Raw genomic sequence first — 17,868 nt, forward strand, 5'->3', positions numbered from 1 at the left:
AAGAGGAGGAACTTTCCCATGGCTCAATCCGTCAATATTCAAGATCAGTACTTAAATCAGCTAAGAAAGAATCATATTTCCGTTACTGTATTTTTAACAAATGGTTTTCAATTACGAGGTTTAGTCAAGGCATTTGATAACTTTACAGTTTTATTAGAAACGGATGGAAAACAGCAGCTTATCTTTAAGCATGCTATATCCACGTTCTCACCGGTTAAAAATGTTTCACTCGATAAAGAATAAGATGTAAAAGCCAGCAGCGAAAAAACTGCTGGCTTTTTAAATGGCTCTAAAATGAAAAGTTATAATCAAAAGACAAATGGTAGTAAAATGGTAAAAAAATAGGTAGCGTAGGAGAGGGATTCACCATGTCCTATTCTGTTCGCTTAAACGGAAGCCACCATTCTAAGTTTGTTTACTTTATCTCTTGATTAAATATATTTGTTCCAACCTTGATTAGTTTATGTCTCTATCAGTTTATGTTTCACAGTCTGATTCGTTTCATTAGCATTCTTCACAAAGTGTCCAGATCCTAACCAAGCAGACAGCGCGAATATTAAGTAGATAGCTTGCGTGGCAAATGCACCTTGTAAAAATACTTGTAATCCCATTCCTAATCCTAGAGAAGGTACAACGATTAAAAACGTTCGAAAGATCCTCTCAAATCCTTTATTCTGAGGAAGGGGCCAAAGCCGCGAATAAAATATTCCTAACGCAACCCCTAATCCGGTAACAACGAATAGTTGCAATAGTATTATTGGCGCAGGAAATGGCCATCCCATAATATAATGTCCAAGCAAGTAAAATATCTCCAAAAACAAAGTGATCCCTATTACTTTACGAAATGCTATAAGATTCAACCAAGGGTGTAGAAGAAAGAAAACTACCACTAAAGCTCCTAATAATATTGTCCACTCCATCATTTTTCCGCCCTTCCTTAAGATAGCTAGTATTACTTATCATCTTTTGTAGCAGCTATTTCTTCTTCATCTATTTCCGGCGCACGAACATTCTCAATCAATTGTTGAATTTCAATAGGTGGTGCTTGTGTATTTCTAGAGACAATAAAACTGACAACAAAGTTCAACAACATTCCGATTACACCCACGCCTTGCGCGTTAATTCCAAAGAAATTCTCAATGATTGGACCATCTGTTCCAAATATAGATTCGGATAAGATTAAACCTATGGTTATTAATGTAAATGTCAAACCGGTTAGAATACCTGCAATTGCACCCTCTTTATTCATACGTTTATCGAATATACCTGTAAGGATTACTGGAAATAAGCTGGCTGCACCTAGTCCGAAGGCAAGTGCCACAACTTCACCCGCAAATCCTGGTGGTCGAATCCCTACATAGGCAGCAATTAGTAATGCGACAAATAATGTGATTCTACCTACTCTAAGTCGCTGTTTCTCAGATGCTTCTTGATTAAATATTCGGTAGTATATATCGTGTGAAACAGCACTTGTCATTGTTATTAGTAGTCCAGATGCCGTTGATAGGGCAGCTGCCAGTCCACCTGCAGCAACTAATGCAATGACAAAAGGTGCTAAATTTGCAACCTCTGGAGTAGATAATACAATAATGTCACCATCAATGACTACTTCATTATCTGGTCCGCTCGTAAAATTAATCATACCGTCCCCATCTAAATCATTGAATTGCAGTAATCCAGTTGTTTCCCATTTATTAACCCATTCAATATCCTGGACTTCTTCAAGTGGTTCATCAGCAATTGTATTAATCAAGTTATACTTTGCAAAAGCACCAACAGCAGGAGCAGTTAAATAAAGTAAAGCAATGAATACAATTGCCCAAACCGCAGACCATCTTGCAGATCGTACACTTTTAACTGTATAGAATCGTACAATAACGTGAGGAAGTCCAGCAGTTCCAGCCATTAAAGCTAATGTAATCATAAATACATTGAGTAAAGATAAGTTGGTAAAAGGCTCCATATACTCATTCATACCTAAATCAATCTGGATTTGACCTAGTCTTTCTACAATGTCACTTCCGATTAACGAGATTTGTGGGATCGGATTCCCGGTTAATTGGAAAGATATTGCGATAGCAGGAATAAGAAAAGCGATGATAATAACAAAGTATTGTACTGCTTGTGTCCAAGTAACCCCCTTCATTCCTCCTAATAAAGAGAAGAACCCAACGATTGCCATTCCAATTAGAACACCTACAATAATGTCGACTTGTAAATAACGACTAAATACAATACCAACTCCGCGCATTTGACCAGATATATAAGTCAAAGATATAAAAATTGTAGCAATCGCAGCAACTGCACGTGCGCTGTTAGAATAAAAACGATCTCCAATAAAGTCAGGAACGGTAAATTTACCGAACTTACGTAAATATGGGGCTAATAGTAACGCTAATAATACGTAGCCCCCAGTCCATCCCATCAAATAAATCGTTCCATCATATCCTAAAAATGCTACTAGTCCAGCCATTGATATAAATGATGCAGCTGACATCCAGTCCGCCGCAATGGCTGCACCATTTGCTACAGTTGGAACATTTTGACCAGCTACATAAAAGCTTGACGTATCACGTACACGGGACCACCATCCGATCGCAGTATATACAAGAAATGTAAACAGTACTAACGCAATAGTAATTGCTTCTACACTCAAATTAAAAACCCCCCTTTATTTATTCGTGTGATTGTCTCTCATTTTTTATTGAATCTAAGTATTCTTTGTCTAATCGATCCATTCGAATGGCATATACCAAAATTAATAATATAAAAACTAAAATGGCTCCTTGCTGAGAAATCCAAAAGGAGAGTGATACCCCAAAGAAAGGTACATTACTTAAAGGACCCGCGAATAAGACTCCGCCACCAAAGCCAACAATAGCCCAAATAGCAAGCAGAATCGTTATCAATTTTAAATTTTTCTTCCAGTATTTTTGTTGATTATCATCTAATGTTTGGTAATTTTGTTTATTCTCCAATATTAACCCCTCCTTAAAAAATGAAAGAAAAAGTAAGCTTAAGAAACCTCCTCCTCCCAAAACAGAAAACGCTTACATAATTTCAATAAAAAATATACTGAACATTCAGCTATGAATTCAGTATATTGTAAATACTTCTATTTATTTTAAATTTAAACCTAAAATGTAGGATATGAGGGTTAAGTTGTAGTATAGCGTTTTAAAATGTATTATTGATCTACACCTTGTAGTGCATCAAATAAACCTTTAGCAGCAGTTCTGCTAACTGGTATTGTTGATTCGTCTTGATCTTTGATTACTAAATTATAAGCGCCATTAAACCATGGTGTAATTTCTTTTATGCAGTCCATATTTACTAAATAACTTCGATGTGGGCGATAGAAAGGAAAGCCAGATAGCTTTTCTTCTAGCTCTTTCAGGTTCATTTTTGTTTCAATAACTTCATTCGATAAAAAGTGTATTTTTAATGTTCGTCCTTCGCGAGCAGCAAAGCCAATTTGATTGGGGTCAATAACAATCATTTTTTCATCAAGATTTACGACTAATTTATCGATTTTCGGCTTTCGTACTTCTTTATTAGGGAGTGCCTTTCTAATTCGATTCATAGCGATCTTTAACCTTTCTTCATCAAATGGTTTTAATAGATAATCAGTTGCTTGTATCTCAAAAGCTTGTACACCATAGGATTCATATGCTGTAGTAAAAATAATAATTATATCTCGATTTTCATAATCATTACGTAATTTTTTTGCAATTTCTATGCCATTTATCCCAGGCATATGAATATCAAGAAAAATAACATTCGGATTGTATTCTCGATACAATTTAAGTAATTGATCTCCATTTTCTGCACTAGGACATAATATAATATCATTTTCTTGTTGCAAGAGATATGTAAGCTCTTCTCTTGCTAATCTTTCATCCTCTGCTATCATTACATGAATCTTCAACTATATACACCTCCTTGGTTTTAATACGTGTTCATATGAAATTGTTCGACCTTCTTACAATCACGATTTGGTATTATAAATTGAACCATGCTTCCATTATCTATATTTTGTATTTGAAGTTCACTTTCGTCACCTAATAAACTTATTAAACGTTGATTAATATTATACAATGCAATTCCATTCCCTTTATTTTGTTGATGTAAAGGTTCCTTACCTAATAATGGAAGTAAGCTTTCTTCAAATCCTTGCCCATTATCCAATAATTCTATCAAGACATTATTTTCTATCTTACTTATATTGATCGTAAGTATCCCTTTGGTTGTAGCCAGAGACAAACCATGTTGAATGCTATTTTCAACAAGAGGTTGTAGTGTTGCTGGTGGAATTTCGATATTTAATAAATGTTCATCGACATGAATAGAGGTAGTAATTTGATCTGGAAAACGTGCTTGAACAATTTCTAAATATGCTTGTAGATGTTCCAGCTCTTTATGAAGTGGAACAAGAGATACGCTTGCAATTTTTAAATTTGCTCTCATAAACTGACTTAACTGTACGAGAATATGTCTTGCTTTTTCTGTATCCACACGTAATAGGCTGTGAATTAAATGAAACGTATTGAACAAGAAGTGTGGATTAATTTGAGCTTGTAGATTACGCATTTCAGCTTCTTTTAATAATTTCTTCACTTTCTCTGCTTCAAGCCCGCTAATTTGATTGGAAATAATTGTTCCTAAACCTTTTGCTAATGTTATTTCGACTGCTGTTATCTGTTGAGAATGTCGGTAGTATAGATTGATTAAACCAATTACTTCTCCTGATCGATAAATAGGTACCATAATGGCAGTTTTCAACTTACAATTGTCTACACCACATTGGATATCACTTTGATGATAAGCAATCTGAATTTTTCCTTCTTTTACTGCTTTACGAGAAAGTCGCATCTTTAATGGTTCTTCAGGTCGATGGTGGTCATCTCCTAATCCGACATGGCTTAATACTGTTGTTCGGTTTGTAATCGATATAGCTGCAATATCTAACTCATTAAATAATAACTTAGCCATCTTATTAGCATTCATTGTACCAGGTTCTTCACTTAACAAAGGGAGGGCTTTTTCTGCAATCGTTAATGCACGATTTGTTTCTAAAGCTGCTTCTTTTTCTGTTTCATTTAATGCTAATCGTATCATCATTGTAAAAATAGCCAATGCAATAGAATTCGTAACTACTAGTGGAATACCGATCGTATTTACAATTTGTACTCCAATTTGCTGATCAGGCAACATAATGAGTAATAATCCCATATGCAAAACAGGAGGAAATATTCCAATAAATAATGCTTTATTGGGCGACATTACTCGATCATCTGAAAAGAATTGACCAGCCCATCCTGTTAATAAACCAGCTAAAGGGTTAATCAAACTATTTGCTATCCATCCTCCGCCACCTAAGAAAATGATATACAATCCAGCTACCATTCCTGAGCCTAATCCGACAAATGGTCCTCCAAGTAATCCTGCAATCATAACTACAACGACACTAAATCCAATTAACACTTCATCTTCTGCAACATTCATGATCCAAGCTTGCATGATTAACTCATTACCAATCATAACGACTCCAGCGTGGGCACCGATAATACTAATTAAGCCGAATATAAGCGAATGAAGGATGACAGTTCTTAAAGTAATATCTTTATCTAACAACGAACGAAATAATGGTATTCTCGTTAAGATAAATGCCATCAATAATAACAAACCGATACGTTGAAATAAAACAATCGTTAGTTCTATCAAGAATTCTTCACTCCAATCCCCGTGTGAATCTTCATCAACATATCTTGATAATTTCCACGATCACCATTTGGATCTAGAAAAGTTCCAATAATACAACCTAAAAATCCGATTGGTATTGCAACTATTCCAGGGTTATTGAGGCTAATTAATTTCATGCCCTCTGGACCGAGGAGAAATAAAGCTGCGGATATAATCAAACCGGAGAATAATCCAATATAAGCTCCAATTTTAGTGAAGCGCTTCCAATAAAAAGTGAAAATTAGTAAAGGAAATATAGTAGAGGCAGCAAGTGAAAATGTCAAAGATACTAAATAAGCAACATTTGTATTTTCTAAACCAATGGAAAGTCCAATAGAAATAACTCCGATGATAATCGCTGTTGTTCTAGCAACGAGTAATTTTTTCTTCTCACTGGTATCTTTCTTATTTAAATAATGGACGTAGATATCATATGCGAAAGAAGAAGTAGCTGCAAATATAAGTCCGGTAACAACAGCAATAATTGTTGCAAATGCAATTGCCATAACAAATGCAACAAGAAAATCTCCGCCTAAAACATCAGCTAGTAAAAATACGGTTAAATTGCCTGTTGAATCCGATTGTGTTAATGCGTCCCAGCTAACAAGACTAATTGCACCTAGTCCTAAAATCAAGGTCATTAAGTAAAAACAGCCAATTAGCCAAGTCGCTGAAATTGCTGAGAGACGAGCATGCTTAGTATTTCTTACGGTTAGAAAGCGTATTAAAATATGAGGGAGACCAGAAGTGCCTAAAATTAACGTTAGCATAAGAGAAAACATTTCAATGTTATTATGTAGTAAATTACCAGGTGAGAAAAAATCCTCTCCAAGCGGACTATTAACGGGAGCTTGATTTATTAAAAAGGGAATATCCCATTTAATCCATGATAATAAAATAAACAATAACATCAATGTTCCAGACATGAGAAGCACTGTTTTTATAATTTGCACCCATGAGGTTGCAACCATACCCCCAAAAACAACGTAAATGGTCATGAGAATACCTATAATCCAAACCGATGAAATATAATCTACTCCTAATAACAAACGGATTAATAATCCAGAAGCTACTAATTGTGGAATTAGATATAAGATGGAGATAATAATTCCTGTAGCTGCCACAAACAAGCGCATATTTCTTCCTGAAAATCTTGAAGATACTACATCACCAACAGAATATGTACCCAAGCTATGTACGGGTTCAGCAATTAATAGTAGTAGAATAATATAGGAAACAAGGAATCCAGTCGCATATAAAAATCCATCAAAGCCGTAGTAAGCGATTAAACCAATTATCCCTAAAAAGGAAGCGGAACTAATATAATCTCCTGCAATAGCAAGTCCATTTTGAAAACCTGTTAAACTACCACTAGCAATATAAAATTGCTCTGTAGTTTTACTTCGTTCCGCTGCCCAATGCGTCATAATTAATGTGCCTGCAACAATAGCTAAGAAGAAAATGAAATAAGTGAAATTCATTAAAAAGCTCCTCTTTTGGATATCGATTTTAGCTTTACTATTTATCTGCTCATTCGTCTCCAATAAAGCCAACCAATTAACCAAGTAAGTGGAAAGAAACATAAAAGGTATATCCAAAGAGCTACAATATTTATATCTAGGAATGAAATGATCAATGGGAGAGATATAAATAAACAAAGAAAGATTATTGTGGTCATAAAATGTAAACGTTGTCTTCTTTGTTTATGCAAAAGTTCTATTTTTGCAGTTTCTGTGTAGTGTATTTTTTTAGAACCATTCCTCATTTTCTCACCACTTTATTGTAATAGGTAACTTGAAATAATTATAATTGAACTCATTAATTTTAGTCAATATTTAAAAAATTCTTATATGTATAGTGATACAATAAAAAGGACTTACCTGTTGTGTTAAACTATAGGTAATAAGTCGGTACTGCAATTATAAGGAGTGGTGCGTGATGAAAGGGATGCGTGTAATATGTATTATTTTATTATTAGGTCTATGGGGGTGCGATAGTAATAATCAAGATATAGACTCTATAAAAGAAACCAATCCAAAAACTAATCAGTCTTTTATACTAATAAATGCATTTAATCTATTTGAACTCTATTTAGAAAAAGTGATAGAAGAAGGTTATTCTGACTCAAGAAAAAAGGATATTTATAAAGAGGTAGTAATTAATCCAATATATGAAGATTGTTTTAACAGTGTGGAGTTTAGTACGGAATTTATAATCAATAACCCTCCCAATGAATCTGATGAAAAGATTCTACTCAATCTTGTACAACAAACCAATCAAGATGATATTCATGATCAAATAACTACGTCACTTAATGAATCTAGTACTATATTGCCAACAGATAAAGAAACCACCATATGCATTTTCCCAAATGTTGATCCCAACATGACCACCGGATACTCACAAGGTTCGAACAAATTAACATTATTATATGATGAGTCCAGAAAAGACAGTATTAAAAATGTAATCGCACATGAATACCATCATAGTGTGTGGACGGAGAGATATTACGATGATCAAAAAGAAATGACTTTATTAAATAATATGGTTTTTGAAGGAAAAGCGGTTATGTTTGAAAAAATGTTGTATCCAGAAAATTCAGACATTCCTATATATCCAAATTTTAATCTTAGTATGTGGGAAGCAATAGAAGATGAATTATTCAAAACAGATGAAGATAGAATATTTCAAGTGATGCAAGGATACCAACCTTTTCCTGCAAGTTAGGGTATTCAGAAGGATATAAGATGGTAGGTTCTTTTTTAGAAAAACACCCAGATTTAACTCCTGAAGAGTGGTTGGGAATTGATGCCAAAGAAGTCTTTGAAGAGGGAGAATACTTGTCTAATTATGAATAACGATCCATGTAACTTACTGCAATAAATTAGATGTGATGTCTTTTTTTAGAAATTATATTCGTTATGAATGGTTTTCTATAAGTGTAATCTTTTTATTTTAAGGGTTATGTTCACAAAGCGAACTATGAGGATAGATTGTTCGAAGTATCTGAGGAAATTTAGAAAGAAATACTTTAGATGTTAATTATGTATTTTTTAATTAGCATATAAAGTTTGAATTACCAATAAAACTAGAGCAATATGAAAGAAATTTTCGATTTATATTTGCATTATAATCTTAAGGAATACATTTAATTAGAGGTGAAAACATTGAAGGATACAAATGCTAAAGAATTTATAATAGAATTAGAAAAGCATCGAAATGAGGAAGATGTAGAAAAAATGAAACGATTCATAAAGAATTCTGATTCTAGCACATTATGTATGGGGTTACATATGCGTACAGTTTTTCAGATTGCAAAGCGATTTATGGAAACGCCTTTGACTGAGGTCGAAAAGTTGCTAGATAGCTCCTATTATGAAGTGAGAATGGGCGCTGTTAGTATCATGGATTACCAGGCTAAAAAAAAGCAGATTACTGAAAGTCAAAGAAAAAGCTTGTTCGATTTCTATCTTCGTAGACATGATCGTATCAATAATTGGGATCTTGTAGACCGATCGGCACCTTCTGTAATTGGCATATATTTAATAGATAAACCAAAAAACATATTATATGATTTAGCTCGTTCAAACAATATGTGGGAACGTAGAACGGCAATCGTTAGCACACATGCATTTTTAAAAAAAGGTGAAATTGATCATACTTTCCGTATCGCTGAAATACTGCTTGATGACCCTGAGGAACTCATTCAAAAAGCTATAGGTAGTTGGATTCGAGAAGCAGGTAAACAGAATGAAAAAGCTTTAAAACGTTTTTTGAACAAACACGTATCCACTATGTCTAGGATTACACTAAGATATGCCATAGAAAAATTTGATAAAGAAACGAGAAAATTTTATTTGTCTAAGTGAATAATTCTATAGTAACTATTTATTAAGGAGCAATTATTTTTAATAGAAATTAGATAAGGAGTAAAAAGGCTTAAAGTGTGAACTGTAAACCGTAATAAAAGAAAATATTTAAGCAATGTATAGTTGAAAAGAAGAGTTTTATGATGAAGAATAGTTCGGTTAATAGAGAATAGACTCAGCTTCAATCGTTATTCTTGCATCAGCACCTACTATTTGTCATGCATTTTTATATCTACAGAGAATCACACTGTGGACTTAACATTAATACAAGAGAATCTTGCTACCATTACTGAATGACAAACTGAAAATATCATTTTACGCATCTTTATATATAGAATGTAATTTAAGCAATAAAATTTTTATCATGTTCATTTGAAGGGAAGGGAAAATAATGATTTATAATTTAATTTCTATTTGGAGGTTTAATTGATGAATGCGAAAATAAAACAACAAATACCGTATTATGCAGTGATATTTACTTCACTAAGGACAGGAAGTGATAATGGATATGGAAAAATGGCACAAGCAATGGAACAGTTAGCTTCGAAGCGAAAAGGATTTCTAGGTATTGAAAGTGTTAGGGATAATAAGATAGGTATTACTATTTCATATTGGGAATCACTAGAGGACATTGGTCATTGATAATTGGAAAGAAAATTCATCTCATAAAGTAGCTCAAGAGAGAGGGGAAAAAGAGTGGTATAAACATTACAACGTTCGAGTTTGTAAAGTTGAGAGGGACTATTTTTATCATATGTAATCCTTTCTTAATGATAGTTATAAAAGGTTAGAACGGAATTTTAATGGAGATGAATCTTTACAAAATCGATAACTGAATATAAGGCCAATTTCTAAAAAGTTACTGATGATATGGAGAAGGACAAAAATAAGTTTGATATTTCTTGCTTAATTAACGAATCTTTTTTTAAAATTATGCCTATATAGAAAAGATACAATGTATCTAATTAAGAGCATAAGTAAAAACGAAAATACTGCTGTAATCGTATGTCAATTTAGATATTCTCCCTGAGCAATAATTTCAGAAGGTTTTCTTCATAGTTAACTGGGATTGGTTATATTTGAAAATAAATTTCTAAAGTGGATTAATGATATGCTAATATAAATAAATTTATCATTTAGACACAAAATACATAAGAATTTCTAGGCATTTGTCACCCCTTTAGGGCGTTTGCGTATACTGTTAAGGAGTAAGGGGTGATGGTTGATTGGCACAAGTTCAAGGATATAAAAACGGAAGAATAAATATCATCTTGCAAGACCAAAAGGTGATGGAGCAGCCAAAAGCAGAATCACGTACTGCAGTAGCGAAACGGACGAATAGTCCTTTACAATTAGTCGACAGAGAATTTTCCTCTTTTGTTGGGTTAAAGGATTTAAAAACATCGATTAAAGAAATATATGCGAGTATACTCATTAATGAGAAACGAAAAGAATCAGGGTTAAAGGATTCAAAGCAAGTGCTTCATATGTTGTTTAAAGGAAATCCTGGCACGGGAAAGACAACGGTAGCTCGTAAGCTTGCAAAGATTTATCATGAAATGAACATTCTATCCAAAGGTCATTTTATTGAAGCGGAACGTGCAGATTTAGTAGGAGAATATATTGGGCAGACAGCACAAAAAACACGAGCGATTATTCAGCGTGCTATGGGAGGTGTCTTATTTATTGATGAAGCGTATTCGCTTTCCCGTGGAGGAGAAAAAGATTTCGGTAAAGAAGCAATTGATACGCTTGTCAAACATATGGAGGATCAACATCAAGATTTAGTGCTTATTTTAGCTGGATATCCATATGAGATGGAACGATTTTTAACGTTTAATCCTGGATTGGAATCACGATTTCCATTTATACTAGAATTTGATGATTATGGTGTGGAAGAATTAATGGAAATTGCAAAGCGTATGGTAGATGAACGAGAATATAAATTTTCTAGAGAAGCAGAATGGAAGCTGAGAAATCATTTAGCGAGAAAAGTTCGCGCCTGTAGTGCGAATTTTTCAAATGCTCGTTACGTTCGAAATGTGATTGAACGTGCGATACGCCTTCATGCGGTCCGTTTATTATCCGAGGATAATTATAGTTCAAACGACTTAATGTTATTGACTGGAGAAGATATGTTGTTAGATATAGAATAAGGGTATACTAATAATAGTGAAAAACACAAGAAAGAGGTTCATACATGACGCAAGAGAAAGTATTAGTAATTGCCGTAAATCAAACAAAACAAGAAGATCACCGATTTCAATCTTCTTTACATGAACTTGTCTCGTTATGTAAAACAGCTGGTGGTACGGTCGAAGAAATAATCACTCAAAAGCGCGACCGTATTCACCCTGCTACATATATGGGGGAAGGGAAGCTACATGAAATTCATGAAATTATAGAAACTAAAGAGATAGATATCGTTGTTGCCAATAATGAATTATCTGCGGGTCAAATTCGAAACTTATCAGATGTTTTTGGTGTTCGAGTGCTTGATCGTAGCCAGCTGATTCTTGATATATTTGCAATGCGTGCGCAAACCAAGGAAGGGAAACTCCAAGTAGAACTAGCGCAGTTGGAGTATTTGCTTCCTCGCTTGCATGGACAGGGCACACAATTATCTCGGCTTGGAGCAGGTATTGGTACAAGGGGGCCTGGTGAAACCAAATTAGAGACAGATCGACGCCACATTGAACGAAGGATTTATGATATAAAACGTCGCCTTCAGTTAGTGGTTAAACAGCGTAGTCAATATAGGAAACGTAGGAAAGAAAATGACGTATTTCAAATCGCAGTTGTTGGATATACCAATGCTGGAAAATCAACACTTTTCAACCGATTAACCAAAAGTAGTTCATTAGAAGAAGATCAATTATTCGCTACACTAGATCCGTTAACAAGAAGAGTAAAGTTACCGTCGGATATGATTTGTTTAATAACAGATACGGTTGGATTTATTCAAGATTTACCCACAGCGTTAATTGCAGCATTTAAATCTACATTAGAAGAAGTTGCTGAGGCAGACTTCTTATTGCATGTGGTTGATGCGTCTGACTCTGATTTGAACCAGCAGCAAAAGACAGTGCAAAAATTATTAGAAGAACTTAATGCAAATCATATTCCGATACTTACGGTTTATAATAAAAAAGATTTAGTACATGGGGAAGATTTTATTGCTAATCAATTTCCGAACGTATTAATTAGCGCTTATGATGAAAATGATCTTTATCATATGATGTTACAGATAGAATCTATTTTAAAAGAAGAATGGGGTTTTTACACTACGCATGTACATCCGGAAGAAGGAGATTTACTTTATCGACTAAAAACAGAGACACTGATAACACATAGAGAATTTAATGAGGAAAAGGAACAATATGTTGTACAAGGATTTGTTCGATATAACCATCCTTTGAATCGTTTTGTAGAGGAGAAATAGTCATCATGATGGAGTTACTTATGGAACAAGCAGAACAAGATTGTACATTACAGCATAAAGATATACAAAAAAATGTAGAAATCAACCAAAAGCGTGTGCTTAATGCATTTCGTCATCATCGCATCAGTGATACCCATCTCCAAGGAACGACGGGGTATGGATACGATGATATTGGCAGAGATTCTTTGGAGGCAGTATATGCGGAAGTTTTTGGTGGTGAAGACGCGCTCGTTCGCCCTCAATTAGTTTCCGGCACTCATGCTATTACGACAGCTTTATTCGGTGTGCTTCGACCAGGGGATGAACTGGTTTATATTACTGGTAAGCCATACGACACAATGGAAGAAGTAATAGGAAAGCCAGGAAAACAAGAAGGATCTTTATATGACTTTAATATAGGATATCGTGAAATTTCTTTACTTCCTGATGGGGCTGTGAATTACAAGCAAGTGAAAGACAGCTGGACAAGCAATACAAAAGTAATTGCCATTCAACGATCGAAAGGATATGATCAGCGTCCATCTTTTACTATAGATCAGATTGGTGAAATGATTCAATTTGTAAAGGAAATAGACCCGTCTGTTACTGTATTTGTCGATAATTGTTATGGGGAATTTACGGAAACGAATGAACCACTTCATATAGGAGCAGATTTAATGGCAGGGTCGCTCATTAAAAATCCAGGAGGTGGTCTGGTTCGTGCTGGGGGGTATATTGCTGGAAATAAGGAATTAATCCACCTATGCGCTAATCGTTTAACTGCCCCAGGACTTGGTAAAGAAACGGGAGCGTCATTAGGGATGTTGCAAGAGATGTATCAGGGATTTTTCTTGGCTCCTCATATTGTTGGAGAAGCGTTGAAAGGAGCAATTTTAACTGCTAGATTTTTAGAGTTAGCAGGATTTCAGACATCACCGTCGTATTTAGATAAAAGGACAGATCTAATCCAAACAGTTACATTTGATGAAGCAGATCAGATGATCGCTTTCTGTCAATCTATACAGGAAAATTCTCCGATTAATTCCTATGTAAAACCATATCCAAGTGATATGCCGGGTTATGAAGATCAAGTCATCATGGCTGCTGGTACATTTATACAAGGTTCAAGCATAGAACTTTCTGCTGACGGGCCGATTAGAGCTCCTTATACAGCTTATGTACAAGGTGGTCTAACCTATACTCATGTTAAAATTGCGTTATTAGAAGCAATAAAAACATTAAAAGATAAGGGTTTAGTTTCGTAAAATTAGGGAAAATTTAAATGGATAGATAATTTCATGTTAGAAATGCTAACATTTGTTTGACATATAAGCTAACGTTGAATATAATAGCATTATAAATGAAAAGGGGGTCATCTTTTGAATGATAAAGATCGGCGTTCCATGCCCTTGTTTTCCATTGGTATTGTTATCAAACTTACAGAGTTAACTGCAAGACAAATACGATACTATGAAGAAAATGAATTGATAGCACCAGAACGTACCAAAGGTAACCAGCGTTTGTTTTCATTCAATGATGTTGACCGTTTACTAGAAATCAAGGATTTACTTGATAAAGGCTTAAATATGGCTGGAATAAAGCTATTATTGGCTGAAGGACAAAAAGTTGTTGAGACATCTAAAAAAAATGACTCCAACATATCTGACAGGGAACTTCGAACTATTTTAAGAAATGAGTTGAACGAAGCTGGAAGAATGGGGAAAACTAGTATTCGACAAGGGGAACTTGCTCGTTTCTTTACGAGCCAATATCAGTAGTAAGTTAGAAAAATGATTACTACATACAAAGAACGTAGTGGGATTTTTTCTGATCATAAAAATCAAATTAAATTATAGGAGGAGAACGAATGGGTAAGTCATTTACGAAAGAAGAAGTTATTAAGCAAATACAAGAGGAAAATGTTAAGTTTATCCGATTACAATTTACAGATATGCTAGGAACAATTAAAAACGTGGAAATTCCTTATAGTCAATTAGATAAAGCTTTAGATAATAAAATGACGTTTGATGGTTCTAGTATTGAAGGTTTTGTACGTATTGAAGAATCTGATATGTTATTATACCCAGATTTAGATACTTTTGTAGTATTTCCATGGACTTCTGAAAAAGGTAAAGTAGCACGATTCATTTGTGATATATATAATCCGGATGGTACTCCATTTGAAGGTTGCCCACGCTATAACTTGAAGCGCAATCTAAAGAAAATGGAAGAGTTAGGATTTGATGCATTCAACATTGGAACGGAACCAGAGTTCTTCTTATTTAAATTAGATGAAAAAGGCGAACCTACTCTTGAATTGAATGACCACGGTGGTTATTTCGACCTTGCACCAACAGATTTAGGTGAAAATTGCCGTCGAGATATTGTGTTAGAATTAGAAGAAATGGGCTTTGAAATTGAAGCTTCTCATCACGAAGTAGCTCCAGGGCAGCATGAAATTGACTTTAAATACTCGGATGCAGTAAAACATGCAGACGATATTCAAACTTTCAAACTAGTAGTTAAAACAATTGCTAGAAAGCATAACTTACATGCTACATTCATGCCGAAACCATTATTCGGTGTAAATGGATCTGGTATGCATGTGAATATGTCCTTGTTTAACGGGAAAGAGAATGCATTCTATGACACTAGCGGTGAGCTAGAATTAAGCAAGACTGCATATCAATTTATCGCTGGTATTATTAAGCACGCGACTAACTTTACAGCAGTAACTAACCCAACTGTAAATTCGTATAAACGTCTAGTACCTGGATATGAAGCACCTTGTTATGTTGCTTGGTCCGGTTCTAACCGTAGTCCTTTAATACGTATTCCAAGTTCTCGTGGATTAAGTACACGTGTTGAAGTACGTAGTGTAGATCCATCTGCTAACCCGTACATGGCTCTAGCAGTACTACTTGCATCAGGATTAGATGGTATTGAACAAGGTTTAGAAGCTCCAGAATCTGTAGACCGTAACATCTATGTTATGGATAAAGCTGAACGCGAAGCTAACGGTGTTCAAGACCTTCCAGCAACATTGAAAGATGCAATGGATAACTTGAAACAAGATGAAGTATTAGTAGCTTCTCTTGGTGAACACTTATTCGAGCACTTTATTGAAGCGAAAGAAATTGAATGGGATATGTTCCGTACAACTGTACACCCTTGGGAACGTGAACAATATCTATCAAACTATTAAGCTTGATAGAATAGAGTTTTTAAGGTAGTGGTTTGGTGGGTGTGCTTTTATGATTTATATTGGCACCCCGAAACACCCACGAAAAAATTTATTTTAAAATACCTTCCATGTATTTTTCAAATTGGGAGGTATTTTTTGTTTCTAGTTTACTTGAAATGTAGGAATATACATCAGACGTTATTTGAATGCTACCATGCCCCAGTCTTTCTTGAATATATTTCATATCTGCCCCAGCTTCTAATTGTAAAACTGCATGAGTGTGTCGTAGGGAATGTATAGGTAAAGGTTTCAATTTTGCTCACTTTAATATGCAAGTAAAGGCATTAAACAAACTTGATTTTGGCATGAAATTACCATCTTTTCTACAGGAAGATTACTGGATAGATCGAATAGAATGATGGTGACGGATAAAACTTCTTTGTGTTTGCAACCAACTTGATTGAAACAATGAACAAATTCATTGTAATCACTTAATTTGACGTATACATCTCTACCTTTCATGCCATCATATGGTTTAATGACAACAAGTAAAATAGATTTTGCCCATCCCACGCTCTATTAAATTCTTTATTTATAAATTCAACATTTTCCGGAGCAGGGATACCTTTTCCTCTTAGCATTCTACTAGTAACTTCTTTCCTATTAGTTCTTGTGCCGCAAGTGCAGTATTAAAAACTACTTAGAATTTCCCCTCGTCTAATTAAATATGACTTTTTGTTATATGCCATTTTGAATCTTTATTTAGGCAAAGGTTGAAATTCTATTCCTCTTTCGTAAGCTCTAGAAGAGTATGTATCTGGAAATGAATACGGTTTCACTTTTGTCAATAATGAAATTGTGGGAATTGCAAATAGACTTCATAAAGAGAGGGTACCGAGATTTGTATGTGAAGATTGTCAAATCGAAATATTAATTAAATAAAATAGGGGGAGCTACGACTCCCCTATCCCGTGTGGAGGCAGCTGCACTGGGTTATTTATATTGTAAGTTTTGGTGTTGGATTGTTAGGGGGGTTAAATTGGACAAGACGGATGATTACAAAACAATTGTTACCGCAGTGATAACAGGAATTATCAGCGGAGCTATTGCTTTATTTTTTGCTAAATTTTAAGACTTGAAGAAGGTGAAAAGCATGGATAAAGCGACACTAACACGCACCATAGTATTAGTTATTGCATTGGTTAACCAGTTCTTGGTGATATTTGGATTAAACCCTATACTGGGGACAGAACAACTATGGGGAGAAGTAATAGCAATGATTATTACTGCTGTAGCTGCTACATGGGCATGGTTCAAAAATAACTATGTAACTGCTAGAGGTAAGAGTCAAAAAGAAGTATTACAACGAAATAGCCTTATTAAATAGGTGGCTAGTCCAAACGGGCAAGCCACTTTTTTAATACAAAATATTAAGGAGGAATTTATAATGAGTAAAATTTATTTAGATCCAGGACATGGTGGAACAGACCCGGGTGCAGTAGGAAACGGACTGCAAGAAAAGAATGTTAATTTAACAATTGCACTTAAAACTAGAGACATTCTTAATCGTGATTATGAAGGGCATAGCATTCGTATGAGTAGGACAAGCGACACGACTCGGAGTCTTGCACAACGTACAAATGATGCGAATA

The 17,868-nt window shown here is 34.7% G+C and carries 17 protein-coding genes and 2 pseudogenes; 11 read left to right on the forward strand and 8 right to left on the reverse strand.

Annotated elements, in window-relative coordinates; genetic code table 11:
- Positions 1-18 precede the first annotated feature (18 nt).
- A complete protein-coding gene (hfq, locus tag AQ616_RS13520) occupies positions 19-243 on the forward strand; it encodes an RNA chaperone Hfq (protein ID WP_011066035.1) in 225 nt (74 codons plus the stop codon).
- 218 nt (positions 244-461) lie between these two features.
- Here the strand turns inward: hfq and AQ616_RS13525 are convergent, their stop codons facing one another.
- From AQ616_RS13525 to AQ616_RS13550, 6 genes are all read right to left on the reverse strand, one after another.
- A complete protein-coding gene (locus tag AQ616_RS13525) occupies positions 462-923 on the reverse strand; it encodes a hypothetical protein (protein ID WP_240490505.1) in 462 nt (153 codons plus the stop codon).
- 29 nt (positions 924-952) lie between these two features.
- Positions 953-2,656: a sodium:solute symporter family protein gene (locus AQ616_RS13530; protein WP_017796750.1), complete on the reverse strand. Its 1,704-nt coding sequence runs from the start codon at positions 2,654-2,656 to the stop codon at positions 953-955.
- A 19-nt stretch (positions 2,657-2,675) separates the two neighbouring features.
- Positions 2,676-2,978, reverse strand: coding sequence for a DUF4212 domain-containing protein (locus AQ616_RS13535; RefSeq protein WP_017796751.1), 303 nt, complete (start codon positions 2,976-2,978; stop codon positions 2,676-2,678).
- A 209-nt stretch (positions 2,979-3,187) separates the two neighbouring features.
- Positions 3,188-3,928, reverse strand: a complete 741-nt coding sequence (locus tag AQ616_RS13540; protein WP_069685986.1) for a LytR/AlgR family response regulator transcription factor — start codon at positions 3,926-3,928, stop codon at positions 3,188-3,190.
- 20 nt (positions 3,929-3,948) lie between these two features.
- Complete coding sequence (locus tag AQ616_RS13545) at positions 3,949-5,724, reverse strand: LytS/YhcK type 5TM receptor domain-containing protein (protein WP_069685987.1); 1,776 nt, start codon at positions 5,722-5,724, stop codon at positions 3,949-3,951.
- Positions 5,721-7,223, reverse strand: a complete 1,503-nt coding sequence (locus tag AQ616_RS13550; protein ID WP_069685988.1) for a solute symporter family protein — start codon at positions 7,221-7,223, stop codon at positions 5,721-5,723. The genes AQ616_RS13545 and AQ616_RS13550 overlap by 4 nt, the downstream gene beginning before the upstream one ends.
- 457 nt (positions 7,224-7,680) lie before the next feature.
- On the opposite strand from AQ616_RS13550, the gene AQ616_RS13555 reads away from it, so the two are divergent.
- The 8 genes and pseudogenes from AQ616_RS13555 to glnA all read left to right on the forward strand — a co-directional run bounded on the left by AQ616_RS13555 (position 7,681) and on the right by glnA (position 16,237).
- Entirely contained in the window at positions 7,681-8,469 is a 789-nt protein-coding gene (locus tag AQ616_RS13555) for a DUF2268 domain-containing putative Zn-dependent protease (protein ID WP_069685989.1), read from the forward strand.
- 431 nt (positions 8,470-8,900) lie between these two features.
- Entirely contained in the window at positions 8,901-9,611 is a 711-nt protein-coding gene (locus AQ616_RS13560; protein WP_240490506.1) for a DNA alkylation repair protein, read from the forward strand.
- 429 nt (positions 9,612-10,040) lie between these two features.
- Positions 10,041-10,371 (forward strand): annotated as a pseudogene (locus AQ616_RS13565) (antibiotic biosynthesis monooxygenase family protein).
- Between the two features lie 529 nt (positions 10,372-10,900).
- The gene (gene spoVK / locus AQ616_RS13570; RefSeq protein WP_375544843.1) at positions 10,901-11,767 is read left to right on the forward strand and encodes a stage V sporulation protein K; all 867 of its coding nucleotides are present in this window, start codon (positions 10,901-10,903) and stop codon (positions 11,765-11,767) included.
- 44 nt (positions 11,768-11,811) lie between these two features.
- The gene (gene hflX, locus AQ616_RS13575) at positions 11,812-13,053 is read left to right on the forward strand and encodes a GTPase HflX (RefSeq protein ID WP_069685991.1); all 1,242 of its coding nucleotides are present in this window, start codon (positions 11,812-11,814) and stop codon (positions 13,051-13,053) included.
- Positions 13,054-13,058: 5 nt separating this feature from the next.
- Entirely contained in the window at positions 13,059-14,297 is a 1,239-nt protein-coding gene (locus AQ616_RS13580) for a methionine gamma-lyase family protein (protein WP_084822481.1), read from the forward strand.
- A gap of 138 nt (positions 14,298-14,435) precedes the next feature.
- The gene (locus tag AQ616_RS13585; RefSeq protein ID WP_039819771.1) at positions 14,436-14,810 is read left to right on the forward strand and encodes a MerR family transcriptional regulator; all 375 of its coding nucleotides are present in this window, start codon (positions 14,436-14,438) and stop codon (positions 14,808-14,810) included.
- 89 nt (positions 14,811-14,899) lie between these two features.
- Positions 14,900-16,237: a type I glutamate--ammonia ligase gene (gene glnA, locus AQ616_RS13590; protein ID WP_017796761.1), complete on the forward strand. Its 1,338-nt coding sequence runs from the start codon at positions 14,900-14,902 to the stop codon at positions 16,235-16,237.
- 88 nt (positions 16,238-16,325) lie between these two features.
- Here glnA and AQ616_RS13595 read toward each other — a convergent pair.
- Positions 16,326-16,604 (reverse strand): annotated as a pseudogene (locus AQ616_RS13595) (tyrosine-type recombinase/integrase); the annotation flags it as partial.
- Positions 16,541-16,789 carry a hypothetical protein gene (locus AQ616_RS19450; RefSeq protein WP_139136361.1) on the reverse strand — a complete coding sequence of 83 codons (249 nt, stop codon included), beginning with the start codon at positions 16,787-16,789 and terminating at the stop codon, positions 16,541-16,543. The gene AQ616_RS19450 and the pseudogene AQ616_RS13595, both read right to left, overlap by 64 nt.
- A gap of 580 nt (positions 16,790-17,369) precedes the next feature.
- On the opposite strand from AQ616_RS19450, the gene AQ616_RS13600 reads away from it, so the two are divergent.
- Both AQ616_RS13600 and AQ616_RS13605 read left to right on the forward strand, forming a co-directional pair.
- Positions 17,370-17,603, forward strand: a complete 234-nt coding sequence (locus AQ616_RS13600) for a phage holin (RefSeq protein WP_069685992.1) — start codon at positions 17,370-17,372, stop codon at positions 17,601-17,603.
- Between the two features lie 60 nt (positions 17,604-17,663).
- Positions 17,664-17,868 (forward strand): N-acetylmuramoyl-L-alanine amidase family protein (locus tag AQ616_RS13605; protein ID WP_139136362.1); only part of this gene is annotated, 205 nt, incomplete at its 3' end.

Source organism: Oceanobacillus sp. E9 (assembly GCF_001741975.1).
GTDB lineage: Bacteria > Bacillota > Bacilli > Bacillales > Amphibacillaceae > Oceanobacillus > Oceanobacillus kimchii.